We start from the raw sequence: 12,509 nt of genomic DNA, 5'->3' as shown, positions 1-12,509 counted from the left end.
TTATCGCTCCCTTTAGACGCGACGCTTCTTCGGCGGACGGCACCCGTTGTGCGGGATAGGCGTCACGTCGATGATGTTGGTGATCTTGTAGCCGACGTTGTTCAACGAACGCACGGCCGACTCACGGCCCGGACCCGGACCCTTGATGCGGACTTCCAGCGACTTCACGCCGTAGTCCAGCGCAGCACGACCGGCCTTTTCGGCAGCCACCTGGGCTGCGAACGGGGTCGACTTGCGCGAACCGCGGAAGCCAGCGCCACCGGAGGTCGCCCACGACAGAGCGTTGCCCTGACGGTCGGTGATGGTCACGATGGTGTTGTTGAACGAAGCGTGGACGTGGGCAACGCCGTCGGTGACGACGCGCTTGATCTTCTTCTTGGTCTTAGCAGCAGGCTTAGCCATTTATATGTCCCTTACTTCCTGATCGCCTTGCGCGGGCCCTTGCGGGTGCGGGCGTTGGTACGGGTGCGCTGGCCACGCAGCGGCAGACCGCGACGGTGACGCAGGCCGCGGTAGCAGCCCAGGTCCATCAGGCGCTTGATCGCGATACCGATTTCACGGCGCAGATCGCCTTCCACGATGTACTTGCCGACTTCGGCGCGCAGGCGCTCGATTTCCGGCTCCGACAGATCGCGGATCTTGGTGGTCGAAGTGACGCCTGCGACTTCGCAGACCTTCTTCGAACGGGTACGGCCGATGCCGTAAATGCTTTGCAACCCGACCCAGACATGCTTCTGGGCTGGCAGGTTGACGCCTGCAATACGCGCCATGACGCGGTTCTCCAGCTGAGTGATGGCCGACAGCGCGCTCAAGGCACGCCGATCCGGCAGGATGGATCAAAAAAGTGAACCAGTGATACTAACAAGGTTCCGGTTTACTTGGAAGCCCGTGAAACCAGAGGTTTCATGGACCCGGCCCGGGGAGTGTGCCCAGGCTCCGGCGCCGGATGGGGTTGGACCTGGAGTTGCCTCCCGGGCCGCCCGCGCTACTCCAGCGCGGGACCACCTCATCACACCCCCACCCGGAACCGCTGCGGGGGCCGCCCTTCGTTTGTGTGGCCAGAGTCCGCGAAGCGGAGGACCATCACGTCAGGAAGACGAAAGTATAGCAGGCTAATCAGCCGCGAGCAAAACCACCGCGGTTGCCGCCCTTCAGGTTGGCCTTCTTCAGCAGGCTCTCGTACTGGTGGGACATCAGGTGCGCCTGCACCTGGGCGATGAAGTCCATCACCACCACCACCACGATCAACAGCGAAGTACCGCCGAAGTAGAACGAGGCGTTCAACTGCGTGCGCATCAGTTCCGGCAGCAGGCAGACGATCACCAGGTAAGCCGAACCGGCAGCAGTCAGTCGGGTCAGCACGCCGTCGATGTAGTCGGCGGTGGCCTTGCCCGGACGGATGCCCGGAATCAGCGCGCCCGACTTCTTCAGGTTGTCGGCGGTTTCCTGCGAGTTGAACACCAGCGCGGTATAGAAGAACGCGAAACCGGTGATCAGCGCAGCGAACACGATCATATGCAGCGGCTCGCCCGGACCCAGGGCATTGGCGACCTTCTGCAGGGTCTGGCCAAAGGTGCTCTGGTTGGCAGCCTGGCCGGACCACATGGCCAGGGTGGCCGGGAAGGCCAGCAGGCTCGAGGCAAAAATCGCCGGAATGACGCCCGCCATGTTCAGCTTCAGCGGCAGGAACGAGGTCTGGTTCATGTACGCGTTGCGACCGCCCTGGCGGCGCGCGTAGTTCACCGTGATCCGGCGCTGGCCGCGTTCGACGAACACCACGAAGAAGGTGAAGGCGAGCACGACGATGGCGATCAGCAGCAGCTGGATGAACTGGATGTTGCCGTCGCGGTAAGCGTCGAAGGTGTGGATGACCGCACCCGGCAGGCCCGCCACGATACCGGCGAAGATGATCAGCGAGACGCCGTTGCCGATGCCGCGCTCAGTCACCTGCTCACCAACCCACATCAGGAACATGGTGCCGGCGGTCAGTGCGACCACGGCAGTGAGCACGAAGCCCATGCCCGGCATGTACACGACCGGTGCGCCGGTCGGCGACACCTGGCCCTGCAGCGCCAGCGCGATCGAACCGCCCTGCACCACTGCGAGCAGCACGGCGCCGATGCGCGAATACTGGGTGATCTTGCGGCGGCCGGACTCACCTTCCTTCTGCATCGCCTTCAGGGCGGGGAAGATGTGCACAGCCAGCTGCATCACGATCGATGCCGAGATGTACGGCATCACGTTCAGCGCGAAAATGCTGAAACGGTGCAGGGCGCCGCCCGAGAACATGTTGAACATGTCCACGATGCCGCCGCCCTGCTGTTGCATCATGGCAAGCATGGCATCGGGATTGACGCCCGGCACCGGCACGTAGCAGCCGATGCGATAGACGATCAAAGCCCCGACGACGAACAGCAAACGTTGACGAAGTTCAGTGAACTTGCCCATTCCGCCCGCGAGGTTACCGATGCCAGCTTGCGCCATGATTCTCTTACTCCGTTACGCTGCCGCCGGCAGCTTCGATCGCAGCCTTGGCACCAGCCGTGGCAGCAACACCCTTCAGGGTGAACGCCTTGGTCACTTCGCCCTTGACGACGACCTTGGCCTTCTTGGCAGTGCTCGGAACCAGCTTGGCAGCACGCAGGACAGCGAAGTCGATCTCGCCGGCCGGCAGCTTGTCCAGCTGGTACAGCAGCACTTCAGCGGTGTCCTTGGCGATCGGCGAACGGAAGCCGATCTTCGGCAGACGACGCTGCATGGGGGTCTGGCCGCCTTCGAAGCCAGCCTTGATCTTGCCGCCACCCTTACGGGCGAACGAACCCTTGTGGCCGCGGCCGCAGGTCTTGCCCAGGCCGGAGCCGATACCGCGACCGACGCGGGTACGCTCTTTACGAGCGCCCGGTGCCGGGCTCAATTCATTCAGATGCATGGTCATTGGATTATTCCTCAACCTTGACGAGGTAGTGGACCTTGTTGATCAGGCCGCGAACCTGCGGGCTGTCCTTCAGTTCACGCACATCGTTCAGCTTGCCCAGACCCAGCGCACGCACCGACAGGCGATGACGCGCCTGGGCACCACGCAGGCCGCGAACCAGACGGACCTTGACGGTCTTGGTGGTTTCATTAGCCATGGTTGAGATCCTCCACCTTCTTGCCGCGCTTGGCCGCGATACGAGCCGGCGACTGCGCTGCAGTCAGGCCCTTCACGGTGGCACGCACCAGGTTGATCGGGTTGCGCGAACCGGTGGCCTTGGCCAGCACGTTCTTCACGCCCACTGCTTCCAGGACGGCGCGCATGGCACCACCGGCAATGACGCCGGTACCTTCGGAAGCCGGCTGCATGAACACGCGCGCTGCGCCGTGACCATCCTTGATGGTGTGCCACAGGGTGCCGTTGTTCAGATCGACGGTGACCTGGTTCTTGCGAGCCTGCTCCATCGACTTCTGGATGGCAACCGGCACTTCACGCGCCTTGCCATAACCGAAACCGACCTTGCCTTCGCCGTCGCCGACAACAGTCAGGGCGGTGAAGGTGAACTGACGGCCACCCTTGACGGTCTTGCTGACGCGGTTGACCGCGACCAGCTTTTCGATCATGCCGTCGTCGACTTTCTCTTCGCGGTTACGGTCGCGATCGCGACCCCGCTGCTGACGTTCTTCTGCCATGTTTATTCCTTGGTTGTTGGGTTATGTACGGCTCGAGGCCGCTTATGGTTGTGGAGTGGTGCGTTGTTGCGGTGGGCCGCTGCAGAAGAGCGGCGCCGCCCAGCCTCACTCAGGCTGGCGAGCAGGCGGGCATGGGGACCGAAGTCCCCTGCCCTGATCCCTTAGAACTGCAGGCCGGCTTCGCGGGCAGCGTCAGCCAGGGCCTTGATGCGGCCGTGGTAGCGGTAACCCGAACGATCGAAGGCAACCTTCTCGACGCCGGCGGCCTTGGCGCGCTCGGCGACGATGCGGCCAACCTTGGCGGCGGCATCAGCGTTCTTGCCGTTCTTCAGGCCTTCCTTGATGTCGGCCTGGGTGGTGTTGGCAGCAGCCAGCACCTTCGAGCCGTCAGCGGTGAAGACCTGTGCGTACAGGTGCTGGCCGGTGCGCAGCACCGACAGGCGGGCAACACCGAGCACACGGATGTGGGCACGGGTCGACTTGGCGCGACGCAGGCGGGCGATGTTCTTGTTCATGATCTTTTTCCCTGGAAAGCGGAAGGTCCTAATTAGGCCTTCTTGGCTTCCTTGCGAATGATGACTTCGTCGGAGTACTTCACGCCCTTGCCCTTGTACGGCTCCGGCTTGCGGAACGCACGGATCTTGGCGGCAGCTTCACCGACGGCCTGCTTGTCAGCGCCCTGCACCAGGATTTCAGTCTGGGTCGGGGTGGTGATGGTGATGCCTTCCGGCGCCACGAACACGATCGGGTGCGAGTAGCCCAGCGACAGGCTGAGGTCCTTGCCCTGCATCGCAGCACGGTAACCCACGCCGACCAGCTCAAGCTTGCGCTCGAAGCCTTCGGAAACACCCTTGACCATGTTGGACAGGATGGCGCGGACGGTACCGGTCAGCGGGATCAGGTCCACGTTGTCGGTGCTCAGGGTGGCAACGCCGTTTTCGACATTGATGTTGATACCAGCCGGCTTGGCCAGCGACAGGGTGCCCTTCGGGCCCTTGGCGATGACGTTGTCGTTCTGGACGTTCAGTTCAACCTTACCCAGGTCGATCGGCTTCTTGGCTACACGGGACATGGTCTACTCCTTTCGCCTTAGGCCACGAAGCACAGGACTTCGCCGCCGACGCCCAACTGGCGCGCCTGCGCATCAGTCATGATGCCCTTGGAAGTGGAAATGATGGAAATGCCCAGGCCGTTCATGACCTTCGGCAGTTCGCTCTTGCCGCGGTACTGGCGCAGGCCCGAACGCGAGAAGCGCTTCAGGGTCGCGATGACCGGCTTGCCTTCGAAATACTTCAGCACGATTTCCAGCTCGGACTTGTTGTTCTCGAGCGCGGTCACGCGCAGGTCGGCGATGTAACCCTCGTCCTTCAGGACCTGGGCGATCGCAACCTTGATCTTGGACGACGGGGCTTTCACCGTCTGCTTGCCAACCGCTGCCGCATTCTTGATGCGGACCAGCAGGTCGGCGATGGGATCAGTCATGCTCATATGAGTACCTTTGAGTGCACCGATATCCGCTTTCGCGAAAATCTGTTGTCTCCTGGAAACGGGCCAGGCCCCCTCCCCCTACGCGTTGCGCAGAGCAAGACGCGGGAGTATACGCCAAAAGAGCCCGACTTGCGTCGGGCTCTTCGGTTTTTTGCAGAGGGAAAGCTGAACACTCCCCCTCCCCGGCTGCGAGGGCCCCCGAAGGCGCCCTCGCTGGCAGGACCGGCTGGAATTACCAGCTGGCCTTGCGCAGGCCCGGAACGTCGCCACGCATGGTGGCTTCGCGCAGCTTGTTGCGACCCAGGCCGAACTTGCTGTACACGCCACGCGGGCGGCCAGACAGTTCGCAACGGTTGCGGTGGCGGCTCGGCGACGAATCGCGCGGCAGCTTCGACAACTTGGTGGAGGCCTCGATCTTCTCTTCGTAGCTCGCGTCCGGGGAGGACACGATCTTCTTCAGAGCAGCACGCTTGACAGCGAACTTTTCAGCCAGCTTCTTCCGCTTGATGTCGCGGTTGACCATGGAGGTCTTTGCCATTTCGGTTTCCTCGACGAATCAGTTACGGAACGGGAACTTGAACGCTGCCAGCAGCGCCTTCGCTTCCGCGTCGGTCTTCGCAGTGGTGGTGATGGCGATATCCATACCGCGGATCGCGTCGACAGCGTCGAAGTCGATTTCCGGGAAGATGATCTGTTCCTTCACACCCATGTTGAAGTTGCCGCGACCGTCGAAGGAACGACCGGAAACACCACGGAAGTCGCGCACGCGCGGCAGCGAGATGTTGATCAGGCGGTCCAGGAACTCGTACATCTTGTGGCGACGCAGCGTGGTCTTGCAGCCGATCGGCCAACCATCACGGATCTTGAACGATGCCACCGAGATACGCGACTTGGTGACGATCGGCTTCTGGCCCGAGATCTTGGTCATGTCGCCAACGGCGTTTTCCAGGATCTTCTTGTTGGTGGCCGCTTCGCCGACACCCATGTTCAGGGTGACTTTGACCAGCTTCGGCACCTGCATGGAATTGGTGTAACCGAACTGCTTCATCAGCGCCGGCACCACTTCTTCCTTGTAAAACTTTTCGAGACGGGAAGTCATCTTCTCATTCCTCAGGCGTCGAGCGCCTCACCGCTGGAGCGGAACACACGCAGTTTGCGTCCATCCTCCAGCACCTTGAAGCCAACGCGCTCGCCCTTGCCCGAAGCCGGGTTCAGCACATTCACGTTGGAGATATGGATCGACGCTTCACGCTCGACCACGCCGCCGGCAACACCTGCCTGCGGGTTCGGCTTGGTGTGGCGCTTGACGATGTTCACGTTGGCGACGACCAGACGGTCGCCATCGACGCGGACGACTTCGCCCTGCTTACCCTTGTCCTTGCCGGCGTTGACGACAACCTGGTCGCCCTTCTTGATACGGTTAGCCATGATTATCTCCTGTCGCTCACAGCACTTCGGGAGCGAGCGAGACGATCTTCATGAACTTCTCCGAACGAAGTTCACGAGTCACCGGCCCGAAGATACGGGTGCCGATCGGCTCCTGCTTGTTGTTAAGCAGAACGGCAGCGTTGCCGTCGAAGCGGATCAGCGAGCCGTCGGCGCGACGCACACCCTTGCGGGTACGCACCACGACAGCGTCATACACTTCACCCTTCTTGACCTTGCCGCGCGGAATCGCATCCTTCACGGTGACCTTGATGATGTCGCCGATACCGGCGTAACGGCGCTTGGAACCACCCAGCACCTTGAAGCACATCACTCGCTTGGCACCAGAATTGTCGGCGACGTCAAGGTAGCTCTGCATCTGGATCATGATTCAGACTCCTTATTCAGCCGCACGCGTGATGACTTCCACCACGCGCCAGTTCTTGGTCTTGGACATCGGAGCAATCTCGGTCACGCGGACGACATCGCCTTCCTTGCAGGCGTTGTCGGCATCGTGGGCGTGCAGTTTCGTCGAGCGCTTGATGTACTTGCCGTACAGTGCGTGCTTGACCTGACGCTCAACCAGGACGGTAACCGTCTTGTCCATCTTGTTGCTGACGACACGGCCTTCGACCGTGCGCAGCGCTTTGTTTTCAGTATTGTCGCTCATAGCGGCCATCCTTACTTCGTGCTGCCGAGCAGGGTCTTGACGCGAGCAATTTCGCGACGCACCCGGCGGATGTCGTGTGTCTTCGGCAGCTGGCCGGTGACCTGCTGCATACGGACAGAGAACTGTTCCTTACGCAGGTCGATCAGGTGGGCCTTGAGGTCGTCAGCCGACTTTTCACGGAGAGTTTTGATATCCATCAGCGCACCGTCCGGGTCACGAAAGTGGTGGTGACCGAGAGCTTGGCGGCGGCCAGGCGGAACGCCTCGCGTGCCACTTCTTCGGTAACACCCTCGATTTCATAGATCATGCGGCCGGGCTGGATCTGGGCCACCCAGTATTCCACGTTGCCCTTACCCGAACCCATTCGAACTTCGATGGGCTTCTTGGTGATGGGCTTGTCGGGGAACACTCGGATCCACATCTTGCCGCCGCGCTTCACGTAGCGGCTGATCGAACGGCGAGCCGCTTCGATCTGACGCGCGGTCAGCTGACCGTGGGCGGTTGCCTTCAGGCCGTACTCGCCAAAGCTGACAGCGTTTGCGCTCCAGCTGAGGCCTTCGTTACGGCCCTTGTGCACCTTGCGGTACTTGGTTCGCTTGGGTTGCAACATTGTCGTTACCTCGCTTCACGAGCCGGGCGCTGACGGTCACCGCGGTCGCCGCGATCATGACGATCGTTGCGCGACGGGGTGTCGTCCTGCTTTTCCTGGCCAACCTGGGAGAAATCGAAGACCTCGCCCTTGTAGATCCAGACCTTGATGCCGATGATGCCGTAGGTCGTCTTGGCTTCAGCGAAGCCATAGTCGATGTCGGCACGCAGCGTGTGCAGCGGCACGCGGCCTTCGCGGTACCACTCCGAACGGGCGATTTCTGCACCGTTGAGGCGGCCACCGACGTTGACCTTGATGCCCAGGGCACCCAGGCGCATCGCGTTGCCGACCGAGCGCTTCATTGCACGGCGGAACATGATGCGACGCTCCAGCTGCTGCGCGATCGATTCGGCAACCAGCTGTGCGTCCAGCTCGGGCTTGCGCACTTCGGTGACGTTGATGTGCGCCGGGACGCCCATCATCTCGCTCACTTCCTTGCGCAGCTTCTCGATGTCCTCACCGCGCTTGCCGATCACCACGCCCGGACGGGCGGTGTGGATCGTCACGCGAGCGGTCTTTGCCGGACGCTCGATCAGGATCTTGCTGATGCCGGCCTGAGCCAGCTTCTTGCGCAGCATTTCGCGCACTTTCAGGTCGGCTGCCAGGTAACCAGCGAACTCGGCCTTGTTGGCGTACCACTTGGAGTTCCAGTCCTTGGAAATGCCGAGGCGGATACCAATCGGATGAACTTTATGACCCATGGTCTTTTCCTTATCCGCTTACTTGGCGGCGCCAACAACCACAGTGATGTGGCTGGTGCGCTTGAGGATGCGGGTACCGCGGCCTTTCGCCCGCGCCATGAAACGCTTCAGGGTCGGACCTTCATCTACCATGATGGTCTGAACCTTCAGCTCGTCGACGTCGGCGCCCTGGTTGTTCTCGGCATTTGCAATAGCCGACTCCACCACCTTCTTGATCAGGTGGGCAGCCTTCTTGTCCGAGAACTTCAGCAGGTTGACGGCACGCTCGGCCGGCAGACCGCGCACCTGGTCAGCGACCAGACGTGCCTTCTGCGGGGAGATGCGCGCGGTGCGCAGGATGGCTTTCGCTTCCATTGTCATCTCTCCTTACTTGCCCGACTTCTTGTCACCACCGTGACCCTTGAAGGTCCGGGTGATGGCAAATTCGCCGAGCTTGTGGCCGACCATGTTCTCGTTGACGAGAACCGGGATGTGGTTCTTGCCGTTATGCACGGCAATGGTGACGCCTACCATGTCAGGCAGGATCATCGAACGACGCGACCAGGTCTTGATCGGACGCTTGCTACCCGCAGCGGCAGCCACCTTAGCAACCAGGTGGTGATCGACAAACGGGCCCTTCTTGAGTGAACGTGCCATGGTCGATTAGCCCCTACGATCGCGGACGATGAACTGCTGAGTGCGCTTGTTATGGCGCGTCTTGTAACCCTTGGTCGGAACACCCCACGGGGTGACCGGATGCGGGTTACCCTGGCCGGCCTTCGCCTCACCACCACCGTGCGGGTGGTCAACCGGGTTCATGGCAGCACCACGAACGGTCGGGCGGACGCCGCGCCAGCGCTTGGCACCGGCCTTGCCCAGCTTTTCCAAGCTGTGCTCGTCGTTGCCGACTTCGCCGATGGTCGCGCAGCACTCAACCGGAACCTTACGCATTTCACCCGAGCGCAGGCGCAGGGTGGCGTAGATGCCTTCACGAGCAACCAGCTGCACGGCAGCACCCGCAGCGCGGGCGATCTGAGCGCCCTTGCCCGGCTTCAGCTCGATGCAGTGGATGGTGGTACCGACCGGGATGTTGCGCAGCGGCAGGGTGTTGCCCGCCTTGATCGGAGCATCCGAACCAGCGATCACCTGATCACCAGCCTTCAGACCCTTCGGGGCGATGATGTAGCGGCGCTCACCGTCGACGTAGCACAGCAGGGCGATGTGGGCGGTGCGGTTCGGATCGTATTCGATGCGTTCCACGCGCGCCGGGATGCCCAGCTTGTTGCGCTTGAAGTCAATCAGGCGGTAGTGCTGCTTGTGGCCACCACCGACGTGACGCACGGTGATGCGGCCGTGGTGGTTGCGACCACCCGAACGGCTCTGCGACTCGACCAGCGGGGCATGCGGAGCGCCCTTGTGCAGGTCGGGAGTAACCACGCGCACGGCCGAACGGCGACCGGGAGAAGTGGGCTTGAATTTCATCAATGGCATGGGATGTACCTCAGGCCTTGGCCGTTACATCGATCGACTGGCCGTCGGCCAGGCGAACGTACGCCTTGCGCCAATCGCCGCGGCGGCCAGCACGGTTACGGAAGGACTTGTTCTTGCCCTTGACGTTGACCACGTTGACTGCTTCGACCTTGACGTCGAACAGCTGCTCAACCGCGGCCTTTACATCGGCTTTGGTGGCTTCGTTCGAAATTTCGAAGACGTACTGATTGGAGAGTTCCTGCAGGCGCGCGGTCTTTTCGGAGACACGCGGGGCGAGCAGCACGCTGAAGATTTTTTCGTTGCTGTTCATGCCAGCCACTCCTCGACCTTCTTGACCGCGTCAGCGGTGATGACGACCGTGTCGGCACCGACCAGCGACACCGGATCCAGGCCCTGGACGTCACGCACTTCCACGTAGGGAATGTTGCGCGCCGACAGGTACAGGTGCTCGGAGGCTTCTTCAGTGACGATCAGCGGGCGCTTGCCCACTTCCAGGCCGGCCAGCTTGGCGATCAGAGCCTTCGTGTTGGTCGCTTCGACATCGAAGGACTCCACGATGGTCAGACGGCCCTGACGGTTCAGCTCGGACAGGATCGCGCACATGGCGGCACGGTACTGCTTACGATTGACCTTCTGCTCGAAGCTGCGCGGCTTTGCCGCGAAGGTGACACCGCCGCCGACGAAGATCGGAGCCGTCAGTGCGCCATGACGCGCGCCGCCGCCCTTCTGCTTCTTCGACTTCTTGGTGGTACCTGCCACTTCGGAGCGAGTCTTCTGCGCCTTGGTGCCGGCGCGACCGGCGTTGCGGTAAGCAACGACGACCTGGTGAACCAGATCTTCGCTGAAATCGCGACCGAACACGGCGTCGGAGACCGAGACCTTGTTATTGCTACCCGTGATAACGAGTTCCATCGTCATCTCTCCTTATGCCTTGCTCGCCGGACGGACGATCACGTCGCCACCCGCCGCGCCCGGAACGGCGCCGCGAACTGCGATCAGACCGCGCTCGACGTCGACCTTGACAACTTCCAGGTTCTGGGTGCTCTGCTGCACCGAACCCATGTGACCGGACATCTTCTTGCCCGGGAACACGCGGCCGGGCGTCTGGCGCTGACCCAGCGAACCCGGCGCGCGATGCGACAGCGAGTTGCCGTGGGTAGCGTCACCCATGCGGAAGTTGTAGCGCTTGATGGTGCCCTGGAAGCCCTTACCCTTGGTGACACCCTGGACGTCGACGATCTGGCCGACTTCAAAGATGTCCGCCTTGACTTCGCCGCCAACGGCGAAATCGCCGAGCCGGGCGTCTTCAACGCGGAATTCCCACAGGCCACGGCCCGCTTCCACTTTCGCCTTGGCGAAGTGGCCGGCTTCCGGCTTGTTGACCAGGGCAGCGCGACGCGCACCGACGGTCACCTGCACGGCGCTGTAGCCGTCAGCTTCGACGGTCTTGATCTGCGCGATGCGGTTGGGGGTTGCTTCGATCAGGGTCACCGGGATGGAACGGCCATCTTCGGTGAACACGCGGCTCATGCCAGCCTTGCGGCCCACGAAGCCCAACGAATATTTCTTCGTCATGGTCGTAGTCCTCAGGTCAGCTTGATCTGAACGTCGACGCCGGCAGCCAGTTCGAGCTTCATCAGCGCGTCCACGGTCTTGTCATTCGGGTCAACGATATCGAGCACGCGCTTGTGCGTGCGGGTCTCGTACTGGTCACGCGCGTCCTTGTCGACGTGCGGGGAGACGAGGATGGTGTAACGCTCGATCTTGGTCGGCAGCGGGATCGGGCCACGCACTTGCGCGCCGGTCCGCTTCGCCGTCTCAACGATCTCGCTGGCCGAACGGTCGATCAGACGATGATCGAACGCTTTCAGCCGGATCCGGATCTTTTGGTCCGCCATGGCGGTAGGTTCCTTCGATAAAAGAGCGACAGACAAAGCCTCTGGGTTGCTTTGCCCCATGAAATCCCTGAATACAGACGGCCCGCATTCCCGCAGGCCGACAAGGTCAATCCGTAGACCCCAAATACATAGGCAGACCCGTGAAGCCGGCCTGCCCAGACGGAGAAGCATAATGGCACGCAAGGCAGCTGTCAACAGTCTCCTGTTGACGCCGCCTGAATGGCATTGACCCTTCCTGGTCCGGGGAACACAAAGCACATCCTGTGCCTACTTTCCCGTTTGATACGCCCCGATGCCCTACCCAGGCAACATCGGGGCGCAGAGTCTAACAGATTACTCGAGGATGTTGGCAACCACGCCAGCACCGACGGTACGGCCACCTTCGCGGATTGCGAAGCGCAGGCCGGCGTCCATCGCGACCGGGTTGATCAGGGTGACAACCATCTTGATGTTGTCGCCCGGCATCACCATCTCGACGCCTTCCGGCAGCTCGACCGCACCGGTGATGTCGGTGGTACGGAAGTAGAACTGCGGACGGTAGC

At 61.8% G+C, this 12,509-nt stretch carries 25 protein-coding genes; all 25 read right to left on the bottom strand.

Going from position 1 to position 12,509, the window contains the following annotated elements; translation table 11 throughout:
* Nucleotides 1-12 precede the first annotated feature (12 nt).
* Complete coding sequence (gene rpsK, locus ACQ5SA_RS05930) at nt 13-402, bottom strand: 30S ribosomal protein S11 (RefSeq protein WP_004145443.1); 390 nt, start codon at nt 400-402, stop codon at nt 13-15.
* Nucleotides 403-413: 11 nt separating this feature from the next.
* Complete coding sequence (gene rpsM, locus ACQ5SA_RS05925) at nt 414-770, bottom strand: 30S ribosomal protein S13 (RefSeq protein ID WP_025879318.1); 357 nt, start codon at nt 768-770, stop codon at nt 414-416.
* A gap of 346 nt (nt 771-1,116) precedes the next feature.
* The gene (secY, locus tag ACQ5SA_RS05920; protein WP_025879317.1) at nt 1,117-2,484 is read right to left on the bottom strand and encodes a preprotein translocase subunit SecY; all 1,368 of its coding nucleotides are present in this window, start codon (nt 2,482-2,484) and stop codon (nt 1,117-1,119) included.
* A gap of 7 nt (nt 2,485-2,491) precedes the next feature.
* Nucleotides 2,492-2,935, bottom strand: coding sequence for a 50S ribosomal protein L15 (gene rplO, locus ACQ5SA_RS05915; protein WP_025879316.1), 444 nt, complete (start codon nt 2,933-2,935; stop codon nt 2,492-2,494).
* 4 nt (nt 2,936-2,939) lie between these two features.
* Nucleotides 2,940-3,131 carry a 50S ribosomal protein L30 gene (rpmD, locus tag ACQ5SA_RS05910; protein ID WP_089239005.1) on the bottom strand — a complete coding sequence of 64 codons (192 nt, stop codon included), beginning with the start codon at nt 3,129-3,131 and terminating at the stop codon, nt 2,940-2,942.
* On the bottom strand, nt 3,124-3,666 hold the full coding sequence (gene rpsE / locus ACQ5SA_RS05905) for a 30S ribosomal protein S5 (protein WP_025879314.1): 543 nt from the start codon (nt 3,664-3,666) through the stop codon (nt 3,124-3,126). The genes rpmD and rpsE overlap by 8 nt, the downstream gene beginning before the upstream one ends.
* Nucleotides 3,667-3,827: 161 nt before the next feature.
* Nucleotides 3,828-4,181: a 50S ribosomal protein L18 gene (gene rplR / locus ACQ5SA_RS05900; protein ID WP_025879313.1), complete on the bottom strand. Its 354-nt coding sequence runs from the start codon at nt 4,179-4,181 to the stop codon at nt 3,828-3,830.
* A 32-nt stretch (nt 4,182-4,213) separates the two neighbouring features.
* Nucleotides 4,214-4,738: a 50S ribosomal protein L6 gene (gene rplF / locus ACQ5SA_RS05895; protein ID WP_089239003.1), complete on the bottom strand. Its 525-nt coding sequence runs from the start codon at nt 4,736-4,738 to the stop codon at nt 4,214-4,216.
* A gap of 17 nt (nt 4,739-4,755) precedes the next feature.
* Complete coding sequence (gene rpsH, locus ACQ5SA_RS05890; protein WP_025879311.1) at nt 4,756-5,154, bottom strand: 30S ribosomal protein S8; 399 nt, start codon at nt 5,152-5,154, stop codon at nt 4,756-4,758.
* A gap of 232 nt (nt 5,155-5,386) precedes the next feature.
* Nucleotides 5,387-5,692 carry a 30S ribosomal protein S14 gene (gene rpsN, locus ACQ5SA_RS05885; RefSeq protein ID WP_089239001.1) on the bottom strand — a complete coding sequence of 102 codons (306 nt, stop codon included), beginning with the start codon at nt 5,690-5,692 and terminating at the stop codon, nt 5,387-5,389.
* Between the two features lie 18 nt (nt 5,693-5,710).
* Nucleotides 5,711-6,253 (bottom strand): 50S ribosomal protein L5, encoded by a 543-nt coding sequence (gene rplE, locus ACQ5SA_RS05880; protein WP_025879309.1) that lies wholly within the window; start codon nt 6,251-6,253, stop codon nt 5,711-5,713.
* A gap of 11 nt (nt 6,254-6,264) precedes the next feature.
* The gene (gene rplX / locus ACQ5SA_RS05875; protein WP_025879308.1) at nt 6,265-6,582 is read right to left on the bottom strand and encodes a 50S ribosomal protein L24; all 318 of its coding nucleotides are present in this window, start codon (nt 6,580-6,582) and stop codon (nt 6,265-6,267) included.
* A gap of 16 nt (nt 6,583-6,598) precedes the next feature.
* On the bottom strand, nt 6,599-6,967 hold the full coding sequence (gene rplN / locus ACQ5SA_RS05870; RefSeq protein ID WP_025879307.1) for a 50S ribosomal protein L14: 369 nt from the start codon (nt 6,965-6,967) through the stop codon (nt 6,599-6,601).
* Between the two features lie 12 nt (nt 6,968-6,979).
* Nucleotides 6,980-7,249, bottom strand: a complete 270-nt coding sequence (rpsQ, locus tag ACQ5SA_RS05865; RefSeq protein WP_004145355.1) for a 30S ribosomal protein S17 — start codon at nt 7,247-7,249, stop codon at nt 6,980-6,982.
* 11 nt (nt 7,250-7,260) lie between these two features.
* Entirely contained in the window at nt 7,261-7,446 is a 186-nt protein-coding gene (gene rpmC / locus ACQ5SA_RS05860; RefSeq protein ID WP_025879306.1) for a 50S ribosomal protein L29, read from the bottom strand.
* Nucleotides 7,446-7,859, bottom strand: a complete 414-nt coding sequence (gene rplP / locus ACQ5SA_RS05855) for a 50S ribosomal protein L16 (protein ID WP_025879305.1) — start codon at nt 7,857-7,859, stop codon at nt 7,446-7,448. Before rplP ends, rpmC begins: the two co-directional genes overlap by 1 nt.
* Before the next feature lie 5 nt (nt 7,860-7,864).
* Nucleotides 7,865-8,599 (bottom strand): 30S ribosomal protein S3, encoded by a 735-nt coding sequence (rpsC, locus tag ACQ5SA_RS05850; RefSeq protein WP_004145350.1) that lies wholly within the window; start codon nt 8,597-8,599, stop codon nt 7,865-7,867.
* An 18-nt stretch (nt 8,600-8,617) separates the two neighbouring features.
* Entirely contained in the window at nt 8,618-8,953 is a 336-nt protein-coding gene (rplV, locus tag ACQ5SA_RS05845) for a 50S ribosomal protein L22 (protein WP_004145348.1), read from the bottom strand.
* Nucleotides 8,954-8,965: 12 nt separating this feature from the next.
* Entirely contained in the window at nt 8,966-9,235 is a 270-nt protein-coding gene (gene rpsS / locus ACQ5SA_RS05840) for a 30S ribosomal protein S19 (protein WP_004145340.1), read from the bottom strand.
* A gap of 6 nt (nt 9,236-9,241) precedes the next feature.
* Nucleotides 9,242-10,069 (bottom strand): 50S ribosomal protein L2, encoded by an 828-nt coding sequence (gene rplB / locus ACQ5SA_RS05835; RefSeq protein WP_025879304.1) that lies wholly within the window; start codon nt 10,067-10,069, stop codon nt 9,242-9,244.
* A gap of 10 nt (nt 10,070-10,079) precedes the next feature.
* Nucleotides 10,080-10,379, bottom strand: a complete 300-nt coding sequence (rplW, locus tag ACQ5SA_RS05830) for a 50S ribosomal protein L23 (RefSeq protein ID WP_025879303.1) — start codon at nt 10,377-10,379, stop codon at nt 10,080-10,082.
* Nucleotides 10,376-10,981 (bottom strand): 50S ribosomal protein L4, encoded by a 606-nt coding sequence (gene rplD, locus ACQ5SA_RS05825; RefSeq protein ID WP_025879302.1) that lies wholly within the window; start codon nt 10,979-10,981, stop codon nt 10,376-10,378. Before rplD ends, rplW begins: the two co-directional genes overlap by 4 nt.
* Nucleotides 10,982-10,993: 12 nt before the next feature.
* Nucleotides 10,994-11,644 carry a 50S ribosomal protein L3 gene (gene rplC / locus ACQ5SA_RS05820; protein WP_499313379.1) on the bottom strand — a complete coding sequence of 217 codons (651 nt, stop codon included), beginning with the start codon at nt 11,642-11,644 and terminating at the stop codon, nt 10,994-10,996.
* A gap of 11 nt (nt 11,645-11,655) precedes the next feature.
* A complete protein-coding gene (rpsJ, locus tag ACQ5SA_RS05815) occupies nt 11,656-11,967 on the bottom strand; it encodes a 30S ribosomal protein S10 (protein ID WP_010341589.1) in 312 nt (103 codons plus the stop codon).
* Between the two features lie 333 nt (nt 11,968-12,300).
* Nucleotides 12,301-12,509: EF-Tu C-terminal domain-related protein (locus ACQ5SA_RS05810; RefSeq protein WP_499313374.1), on the bottom strand; the 209-nt coding region annotated here is incomplete at its 5' end.

It is taken from the genome of Stenotrophomonas indicatrix, from assembly GCF_050573115.1.
In the GTDB taxonomy this organism is placed as follows: domain Bacteria; phylum Pseudomonadota; class Gammaproteobacteria; order Xanthomonadales; family Xanthomonadaceae; genus Stenotrophomonas; species Stenotrophomonas lactitubi_A.
The sequence above is the reverse complement of the archived record's forward strand: the minus strand, read 5'-3'. Positions and strand labels throughout refer to the sequence as shown.

What these genes read in the sequence shown, in the direction of transcription:
- rpsS (WP_004145340.1), bottom strand. Translation starts at nt 9,235, where the DNA reads ATGGCACGTTCACTCAAGAAGGGCCCGTTTGTCGATCACCACCTGGTT.
- rpsE (WP_025879314.1), bottom strand. Translation starts at nt 3,666, where the DNA reads ATGGCAGAAGAACGTCAGCAGCGGGGTCGCGATCGCGACCGTAACCGC.
- rplN (WP_025879307.1), bottom strand. Translation starts at nt 6,967, where the DNA reads ATGATCCAGATGCAGAGCTACCTTGACGTCGCCGACAATTCTGGTGCC.
- rplR (WP_025879313.1), bottom strand. Translation starts at nt 4,181, where the DNA reads ATGAACAAGAACATCGCCCGCCTGCGTCGCGCCAAGTCGACCCGTGCC.
- rpsN (WP_089239001.1), bottom strand. Translation starts at nt 5,692, where the DNA reads ATGGCAAAGACCTCCATGGTCAACCGCGACATCAAGCGGAAGAAGCTG.
- rpsH (WP_025879311.1), bottom strand. Translation starts at nt 5,154, where the DNA reads ATGAGCATGACTGATCCCATCGCCGACCTGCTGGTCCGCATCAAGAAT.
- rplE (WP_025879309.1), bottom strand. Translation starts at nt 6,253, where the DNA reads ATGACTTCCCGTCTCGAAAAGTTTTACAAGGAAGAAGTGGTGCCGGCG.
- rpmD (WP_089239005.1), bottom strand. Translation starts at nt 3,131, where the DNA reads ATGGCTAATGAAACCACCAAGACCGTCAAGGTCCGTCTGGTTCGCGGC.
- rpsQ (WP_004145355.1), bottom strand. Translation starts at nt 7,249, where the DNA reads ATGAGCGACAATACTGAAAACAAAGCGCTGCGCACGGTCGAAGGCCGT.
- rpsM (WP_025879318.1), bottom strand. Translation starts at nt 770, where the DNA reads ATGGCGCGTATTGCAGGCGTCAACCTGCCAGCCCAGAAGCATGTCTGG.
- rplW (WP_025879303.1), bottom strand. Translation starts at nt 10,379, where the DNA reads ATGAACAGCAACGAAAAAATCTTCAGCGTGCTGCTCGCCCCGCGTGTC.
- rplX (WP_025879308.1), bottom strand. Translation starts at nt 6,582, where the DNA reads ATGGCTAACCGTATCAAGAAGGGCGACCAGGTTGTCGTCAACGCCGGC.
- rplV (WP_004145348.1), bottom strand. Translation starts at nt 8,953, where the DNA reads ATGGAAGCGAAAGCCATCCTGCGCACCGCGCGCATCTCCCCGCAGAAG.
- rpsJ (WP_010341589.1), bottom strand. Translation starts at nt 11,967, where the DNA reads ATGGCGGACCAAAAGATCCGGATCCGGCTGAAAGCGTTCGATCATCGT.
- rplP (WP_025879305.1), bottom strand. Translation starts at nt 7,859, where the DNA reads ATGTTGCAACCCAAGCGAACCAAGTACCGCAAGGTGCACAAGGGCCGT.
- secY (WP_025879317.1), bottom strand. Translation starts at nt 2,484, where the DNA reads ATGGCGCAAGCTGGCATCGGTAACCTCGCGGGCGGAATGGGCAAGTTC.
- rpsC (WP_004145350.1), bottom strand. Translation starts at nt 8,599, where the DNA reads ATGGGTCATAAAGTTCATCCGATTGGTATCCGCCTCGGCATTTCCAAG.
- rplB (WP_025879304.1), bottom strand. Translation starts at nt 10,069, where the DNA reads ATGCCATTGATGAAATTCAAGCCCACTTCTCCCGGTCGCCGTTCGGCC.
- rpsK (WP_004145443.1), bottom strand. Translation starts at nt 402, where the DNA reads ATGGCTAAGCCTGCTGCTAAGACCAAGAAGAAGATCAAGCGCGTCGTC.
- rpmC (WP_025879306.1), bottom strand. Translation starts at nt 7,446, where the DNA reads ATGGATATCAAAACTCTCCGTGAAAAGTCGGCTGACGACCTCAAGGCC.
- rplO (WP_025879316.1), bottom strand. Translation starts at nt 2,935, where the DNA reads ATGACCATGCATCTGAATGAATTGAGCCCGGCACCGGGCGCTCGTAAA.
- rplC (WP_499313379.1), bottom strand. Translation starts at nt 11,644, where the DNA reads ATGACGAAGAAATATTCGTTGGGCTTCGTGGGCCGCAAGGCTGGCATG.
- rplF (WP_089239003.1), bottom strand. Translation starts at nt 4,738, where the DNA reads ATGTCCCGTGTAGCCAAGAAGCCGATCGACCTGGGTAAGGTTGAACTG.
- rplD (WP_025879302.1), bottom strand. Translation starts at nt 10,981, where the DNA reads ATGGAACTCGTTATCACGGGTAGCAATAACAAGGTCTCGGTCTCCGAC.